This is a genomic window from Micromonospora sp. NPDC048999 (assembly GCF_040649295.1).
Classification (GTDB): Bacteria; Actinomycetota; Actinomycetes; order Mycobacteriales; family Micromonosporaceae; genus Micromonospora.
Genome location: NZ_JBEZFI010000056.1, coordinates 24,002 through 31,178, shown reverse-complemented (window position 1 = coordinate 31,178; position 7,177 = coordinate 24,002). Strand labels below are relative to the sequence as shown.

The 7,177-nt window shown below is 70.2% G+C and carries 7 protein-coding genes and 1 pseudogene; all 8 read left to right on the top strand.

The genetic code is table 11. The annotated features are described in order from the left end of the window. The first annotated feature begins 465 nt into the window (after positions 1 to 465). Positions 466 to 669 (top strand): hypothetical protein, encoded by a 204-nt coding sequence (locus AB0C02_RS30880; protein WP_357552659.1) that lies wholly within the window; start codon positions 466 to 468, stop codon positions 667 to 669. Further along, entirely contained in the window at positions 648 to 920 is a 273-nt protein-coding gene (locus AB0C02_RS30875; protein WP_357552658.1) for an RNA-guided endonuclease TnpB family protein, read from the top strand. The genes AB0C02_RS30880 and AB0C02_RS30875 overlap by 22 nt, the downstream gene beginning before the upstream one ends. A 483-nt stretch (positions 921 to 1,403) precedes the next feature. Beyond that, positions 1,404 to 4,133 (top strand): AAA family ATPase, encoded by a 2,730-nt coding sequence (locus AB0C02_RS30870; RefSeq protein WP_357552657.1) that lies wholly within the window; start codon positions 1,404 to 1,406, stop codon positions 4,131 to 4,133. A 69-nt stretch (positions 4,134 to 4,202) separates the two neighbouring features. Beyond that, positions 4,203 to 4,346: a hypothetical protein gene (locus tag AB0C02_RS30865; RefSeq protein ID WP_357552656.1), complete on the top strand. Its 144-nt coding sequence runs from the start codon at positions 4,203 to 4,205 to the stop codon at positions 4,344 to 4,346. Positions 4,347 to 4,534: 188 nt separating this feature from the next. After that, a complete protein-coding gene (locus AB0C02_RS30860) occupies positions 4,535 to 5,314 on the top strand; it encodes a tannase/feruloyl esterase family alpha/beta hydrolase (RefSeq protein WP_357552655.1) in 780 nt (259 codons plus the stop codon). 228 nt (positions 5,315 to 5,542) lie between these two features. Further along, complete coding sequence (locus AB0C02_RS30855) at positions 5,543 to 5,986, top strand: VOC family protein (protein ID WP_357552654.1); 444 nt, start codon at positions 5,543 to 5,545, stop codon at positions 5,984 to 5,986. 565 nt (positions 5,987 to 6,551) lie between these two features. After that, the gene (locus AB0C02_RS30850; protein WP_357552660.1) at positions 6,552 to 6,878 is read left to right on the top strand and encodes a hypothetical protein; all 327 of its coding nucleotides are present in this window, start codon (positions 6,552 to 6,554) and stop codon (positions 6,876 to 6,878) included. Then, positions 6,866 to 7,057 (top strand): annotated as a pseudogene (locus tag AB0C02_RS30845) (recombination protein RecR); the annotation flags it as partial. The gene AB0C02_RS30850 and the pseudogene AB0C02_RS30845, both read left to right, overlap by 13 nt. Positions 7,058 to 7,177: the final 120 nt, after the last annotated feature.

Here is a 7,177-nt window from a genome sequence, read left to right as displayed (position 1 = left end):
ACCAGCGAACCCGCCACTGACCAGCCCGGAACACAACCCTTCTAACCAGCACAACTCGAAAGATCAGCCGTTACACCACTTCCAGGGGCTTGACCGTGTGCGTCTGGTGTACAACCGGGCGGTGGAAGCCCGTACCCGGGCGTGGGTTGTCGACCGTCAGCGCAGCACGTATGTGCAGTCTTCGGCGTGGTTGACCGAGTGGAAACGCGCGGATGAGTTGGCGTTCCTGAACGAGGTGTCGTCGGTTCCGTTGCGGCATTTGCAGGCTGCGTACGTGGCGTTCTGGGACAAGCGGTCCCGGTATCCGAGGTTCAAGTCCAAGCGCAAGTCGCGGGCGTCGGCGGAGTTCACCCGCTCGGCGTTCCGTTGGCGTGACGGCCGGCTCACTCTGGCCAAGATGACCAGCCCGTTGGACATCGTGTGGTCGCGACCCCTGCCCGAAGGGCGGAACCGTCCACGGTCACCGTGTCCCGGGATGCCGCCGGCCGCTGGTTCGTTTCCATCCTGGTGGAAGACCCGACCGTGGTGCCGCTGCCGCCGGTCACGCCGGCGGTCGGGGTGGATGCGGGCATCACCAGTCTGCTCACCCTGTCCCACCCGATCCCCGGGGTGAGCGACGAGGAAGGGAAGACCTCAGCGTGCGTAACATGCTGCGCAACCGGCGCCTGACCCGCGTCATCTCCGACGCGAGCCGGAGTCAGTTCCGCAGCAAGCTCGAATACAAGACCTGGTACGGGCGTGAGGTGATCCCCGTCGACCGGTGGTACCCGTCGTCCAAGACCTGCTCGACATGCGGACAGGTCAACACCACCCTCGCCCTCAACGACCGCACCTGGACCTGCCCCGGCTGCCAAACCGAACACGACCGGGACATCAACGCAGCCAGGAACATCCTCGCCGCCGGGCTGGCGGAGAGGTAAAACGCCTGCGGAGCTGACGTAAGACCCCAAGGGAAGAAGTCCTCCCGGAAAGGCAGTCGGCGATGAAACAGGAAACCCCACGGGCGACCGTGAGAATCCCGGCCCTTTCAGGGCCGGGAGGATGTCAACAGGCACCGTTGTCGACGCGGTGGCGGCCCAACCGGGTGCTCACGGCGGCCGCCACCGTCCCAGCCGACCGGAGGGCCTTCGCTGGCCACCACCTGCAGGCCGAGTACGGCGGGCATCCGGTGTTCCCCACGGGCGGTATCGGCCTGGACATCCAAAGCCCCTCCCTCGCCCTCGGGGCGCGCTAACCCCCTCCTGTGCGCCTCGTCACACCGGGTCCTTGTCAGCCCATCTTCGACCGGCGAGAATGGCTGGCGTCAGCAAAGGCGAATCGTGGTGGCTTTCAGTCCGGAACGGGAGCTGCCGTACCCACCGGATCGGCCTAAGTGTCGACTTGTCCGGGATCAGGAGCGCTGGGTGACGTGCCCGTCAACACCGAAACTGCCCGCGTTGCGGGGGCGTCGACGGGAGCAGGAGACGCTCGACCGGCTGATGCGTGACGTCCACGGCGGACAGAGCCGGGTGCTCGTCCTGCGCGGCGAGGCCGGAGCCGGCAAGACAGCCCTGCTGGACTACCTGACCGAGCAGGCACCGGCGGGCCGCGTGATACGGGCGGCCGGGGTGGAGCCCGAGTCCGAGATCGCGTACGCCGCTCTGCAGCAGATCTGTGCGCCGCTGCTGGGCCACCTCGACCGGCTGTACGGGCCGCAGCGCGCCGCGCTCGCGACCGCCTTCGGGCTCAGTGCCGGCGAGCGACCGGAGGCGCTGATCCTCGGGCTGGCCGTGCTGGGGCTGCTCGCCGAGGCTGCGTCGGAGCAGCCGTTGGTCTGTGTCGTGGACGACGTGCAGTGGCTGGATCCGATGTCCGAGCTGATCCTCACCTTCGTTGCCCGACGGCTGGATGCCGAGTCGGTCGCGCTGGTCTTCGGCGCGCGCAGTCCCGGTGACGAGGGGATCCTCGACGGGCTGCCGGAGTTGCGTGTCGAGGGCCTGGCGGACGCGGACGCCCGGGACCTGTTGGACTCCGTGCTCCCCGGGCCGGTGGACTCTCGGGTACGCGACCGGATCGTCGCGGAGACGCGCGGCAATCCGCTCGCCCTGCTCGAGCTGCCGCGTGACCTCACGGCCGCGGAACTGGCGTTCGGTTTCGGCGGGCGCAGCACGACGCCGCTGGTGAGCCGGGTGGAGCAGGGCTTCCAGCGGCGGATTGCCGGGCTGCCTTCGGAAACCCGCACGCTCCTGCTCACCGCCGCGGTCGAACCGGTCGGCGACGTGCCGCTGCTGTGGCGCGCGGTCGAGCGGCTGGGTGTCGGGCTGGACGCCGCCGCACCGGCGGAGGTCGCGGGCCTGATCGAGATCAGTACCCGGGTGCGGTTCCGACACCCGCTGGTCCGATCGGCCAGCCGGCGCTCAGCCGGGCCCACCGAACTGCGCGCTGTGCACCGGGCGCTGGCCGAGGTGACCGATCCCCAGCAGGACCCGGACCGGCGTGCCTGGCACCGGGCGCACGCGGCGCTGGGACCGGATGAAGAGGTCGCCGCCGAACTGGAGCAGTCGGCCGACCGGGCGATGGCCCGTGGCGGCCGAGCGGCCGCCGCCGCATTCCTCACCCGCGCGGCCGAGCTCACCCCCGATCCCGCCAAGCGTGCCGGGCGTACTCTGGCCGCCGCCGAGGCCCGTTTCGCCGCTGGTGCCTTCGGCGAGGTGCCGGACCTGCTGGCCGCCGCCGAACTGGGTCCGCTGGACCCAGTGCAGCAGGCCGGAGTGGAACGGCTACGCGCCAAGGCCGCGTTCGCGGTCAACGCCGGACGGGGGGCGGTACCGCCGCTGCTGGCGGCCGCGCGCCGCCTGGAGGCGCTCGACCCCGCCGCGGCTCGGGAGACCTACCTGGCGGCGATCGGCGCGGCCGTGAGAGCCGGGCGGCTCGGCGGCGACGACCTGCGCCGCGCGGCCGAGGCGGCCCGAGGTGTCGCGCCGGGCGAAGAACCGGCCGGTCTGCTCCTCGCCGGCCTGACGGCATGGGTGTTGGAAGGGCACGCGGCGGCGGTACCGCTGTTCACCCGTGGCCTGACCGCGGTCACCGCCGACAACGATGTGGACCTGGCCTGGCTGACCTCGGTGGTCGGGGACGAGGTGTGGGACGACGCGGCGTTCCAGACCCAAACCGAACGGGCCGTCGGGTACGCCCGCGAGACCGGCATTCTGTCGCTCCTGCCGTACGCGCTCTCCTACCGCGCCACCGCGCTGGTCGAGACCGGCCGTTTCGCCGACGCGTCGGATCTGATCGACGAGGCCGAGGCCCTCGGCAACGTCACCGGCTCGTCCTCGCATCGGGCCCCCGCCGTCATCCTGGCCGCCTACCGGGGACGCGAGGAGCCGGCTCTGGAACTCAACGACGCGTTGGTACGCGATGCCGAGGCCCATGGCGTGGGGTGGTTGCAGGCCATCGCCAGCTACAGCAGGGCGTTGCTGTTCAACGGGCTCGGCCGGTACGCGGCCGCGTTGGAGGCAGGGCTGGAGGGGGCCCGGTACGAGGACCTCGCCGTCGTGCAGAGGACGCTCGGGGAGCTGATCGAAGCCGCCGTCCGCGCCGGTGAGCACAGCATCGCGGTGCAGGCCCGTGACCGCCTCGTCGCCCGCACCCAAGTCGTCGACACGAGCTGGGCGCGCGCTGCCCACGCATTCGCGGACGCGCTCGCCGGGCCGCCCAAACGCGCCGAGGAGTATTACCGCGAAGCGATCGAGCAGTTCTCCGCGACGCGGCTGAGCATGCAGGCCGCGCGCGCCCGCCTGCTCTACGGCGAATGGCTGCGCCGCAAGGGGCGGCGCGGCGACGCGCGGGACCAGCTGCGCGCCGCGCATGAGGCGTTCACCACGACGGGTGCCGAGGCCTTTGCCGAGCGCGCTGCGCGGGAGCTGGCCGCCACCGGCGAGACGGTGCGCAAGCGGACCCTGGGGGTACGCAAGGAGCTGACCCCCCAGGAGGCACAGATAGCGCGTCTGGCCGTGGCAGGGCGTACGAATCCGGAGATCGGCGCGGTGCTGTTCCTCAGTCCGCGCACCGTCGAATGGCACCTGCGCAAGATCTTCACCAAGCTGGGCATCAGCTCCCGCCGCGAACTCGCCTCCGCCCTGCGCGACCGGTGACCCGGGGGGGGGTGCCCGGCGTGCTTTCCTGGGGCGCCGCCCCGGATGTCCCCGGTGAGGGTGGTGGGCATGAAACGACCACTGATCATCCTGATGGCCTCGGCAGTACCGGTGGCAGCGGCGCTGGTGCCGATGGCCGCCAACGCCGCCGCCCGCGACAGCACCCCGGTCGCTGCCACGTCCTGTGTCGCCGTTCCCCCACTGCACCCCTAGAAGGAGACGCTCACCGACGTGCCGGCCTGGTGCGACGTCACCGTCACGGTGGCCCACCCGGGTGCGGACGACCGCGTCACCATCAAAGTCGTGCTGCCCTAGGACCGGAAGAAGTGGTCCGGCCGGTTCCAGGCCACCGGCGGCAGCGCCTACCTGGCCGGCGACTTCGGCTCCCGCCGGTCGCCGCGATGAATGCTGGCTACGCCGCCGCGGCCACCGACGCCGGTGTCGGCGCGAGCCCGCTCGACGGCAGCGGCTCGTCCAACCCGGTCAACACCCCGCTGCTGCAGGGCTTCGCCTCCCGCTCGCGGCACGACATGGCCGTCGTCGGCAAGGACGTAGCCCGCAGGTTCTACGGCAAGCCGGTGACGTACGCGTACTGGAACGGCTGCTCCACCGGCGGCCGGCAGGGGTACGAGGAGGCCCAGGACTACCCGAGCGACTTCGACGGCATCCTGGCCAAGACGCCGGCGATCAACTGGGACCGGTTCGCGGTCGTGACGCTTTGGTCGCAGGCCGTCTTCAACGAGGAGAAGGTCGCGCCCACCCAGTGTGAGCTGGACGCGTTCCCCGCCGCAGCGATCCAGGTGTGTGAAACCCTCGACGGGTCAAGGACGGCGTCATCGACAATCCTCAGGACTGCCACGGGGATGCCCGGCGGTTTGGTCGGTACCACGGTGGTCTGCGAGGGCAAGGAGATCACCATCCCACCCAGGGCGCCGTCGACTACCGCGAGCGTGTCGACCGCGTTCTGGGCGGCGACAAGAAGGTCGACGACTTCTACCGCCTGTTCCTGCTGGCTGGCCGGCATGATCCACTGCCAGGGCGGCACCGAGCCGCAGCCCACGGACGATCTGACGCGCTCGTCAACTCTGGGGTGGAGAAGGGTCAGGGCTCCGGCCACCCTCGCCGCTGCCACGCCTGACGGCAGCGTCACCCACAACATCTGCCAGTCTGCGCACCACTGACCCTATCCACACAATCGGCGGCCCCGGGCACTGCACTCGGCGCCACGGCATGGCTATGCGCGCGTGGTCTTCCTCAAGCCGGCTCACACGGCGAGGTACCCGCGGCATTGCGCTGGGTGTCGTCAGGGTGGTCGCCAGGGTCCCTCCCTGGGGTGACGCGATCGCTGCGCGGGCGATCGTGAAGACAGGATGCCGGAGCGCATCCGGGAGCGCAGAGGAGTGGTAATCATGGAGTACAAGCTCGAGGTGATTGTGCTGCCGGTGGCCGACGTCGACCGGGCCAAGGAGTTCTACAAACGGATCGGCTTTCGGGAGGACCTCGACTACGTCGACGGTGAGGACTTCCGGGTCGTGCACTTCACCCCGCCGGGCTCGCACTGCTCGATCATCGTCGGCACCGGCATCAGCACGGCGGAGGCGGGCTCGGTGCAGAACCTGCACCTCATCGTGAGCGACATCGAGCGGGCCCGGGCCGAACTGGTCGGCCACGGTGTCGAGGTGAGCAAGATCTTCCACGACGAGGGCGGCGTCTTCCACCATGCGGGTACCGAGAAGCGGGTAGCAGGGCTGTATCCGGGCCGGCGCTCGTACGGCTCGTTCGCCTCGTTCAGTGACCCTGACGGCAACGGCTTCCTGCTGCAAGAGATCACCGAACGCATCCCCGGCCGGTGAGGGCAGGCTGTCACGGCACCCATCCGCCCTGTAGCCCGTTGTGCCGACGGGTTGGGCCTGCCGCGGGTCGGCGATCATCGTGGTCCGATGTCACGCTGGATTCTGTTGTTCAGCCAGCCAGATCCGTACTACTGCGCCGCTACGCCTTCGTCGTAAGACGCTGGGCCGCGTCAGGTCAGCCCCGCACCAGACGTGGGCCTGGACTCGATCGCGATGAACGCGACCAATGGGCCAACCACCGCCGGATCGCCCACGGCTCAGTCAAGGCGTGGGCGCCGCCGCCTGAGCATTGGATGATTCAGGCCGCGGCCCAGGTGGTCGGGAGCGCCACACGGCCCTCACGGCGCTGCGCGGCAAGGAACCGGTCCGCGTCAGCCAGCTTCACGGTCCACATTGGGCAAGTTCGGAAACGGATGAACTCGGGCATCGTCGACCGATCACCGCTGACCGTGCTGCCACAAAGCCCCGCCCCACGCCGGACAGCATGTACTGACCCACCAACTCCTGCCCGCAGTCCGCCTCATCCTCAGCCGACCCGAGCCGACGCGGGGAACCCAACGAACGCATGACAGCCCCGACCCGGCCCACCGAGGTCTGGCAGTGGGTCATCTTCCGGCCGTGGCTCGGCTTTCTCGCCGCCGCGATCGTCGGGACGGTGTTCGGCCACGATCAGGTGCTCGCCTGGCGGCACCGGCGAATCGTGGCCGGGGCGCGGTGGCTGACGATCGCCGCCCCGCCGCAGGTCACGGCCGAGTCCGCCGCCGCCGGGCGCGGTCGAGGCCGCCGTCCGGGCGGCTTGGCCCGCCGCCACCCCACCACCGCAGATGCCGCTGCGCCGATCCCCGGCGAGGTGGGCGACGAGGTGCGGGCTCCGGCACCGTACGGGAGCTGATTCTGTCCACCGATCCGAACACCGAGGGCGAGGCGACCGCCACCTATCTCGCGCTGATGGTCAAGCCGATGGGCATCGCGGTCACCCGCCTGGCCAGCGGCCTGTCGGTCGGCGGCGATCTGGAGTACGCCGACGAGATCGCCCTCGGCCGTGCCTTCGAGGGCCGCCGCGCTGTTTGATCGCGGTGCCGGTCGTCGCGGTCCCAGGGGATCGGAAACGACCATTGCACCCGTGGGGGGGCCATGGCATACTCATCGGACCGCTATGAGGTATAGAAACATGTAAAGAGGCTAGTATGG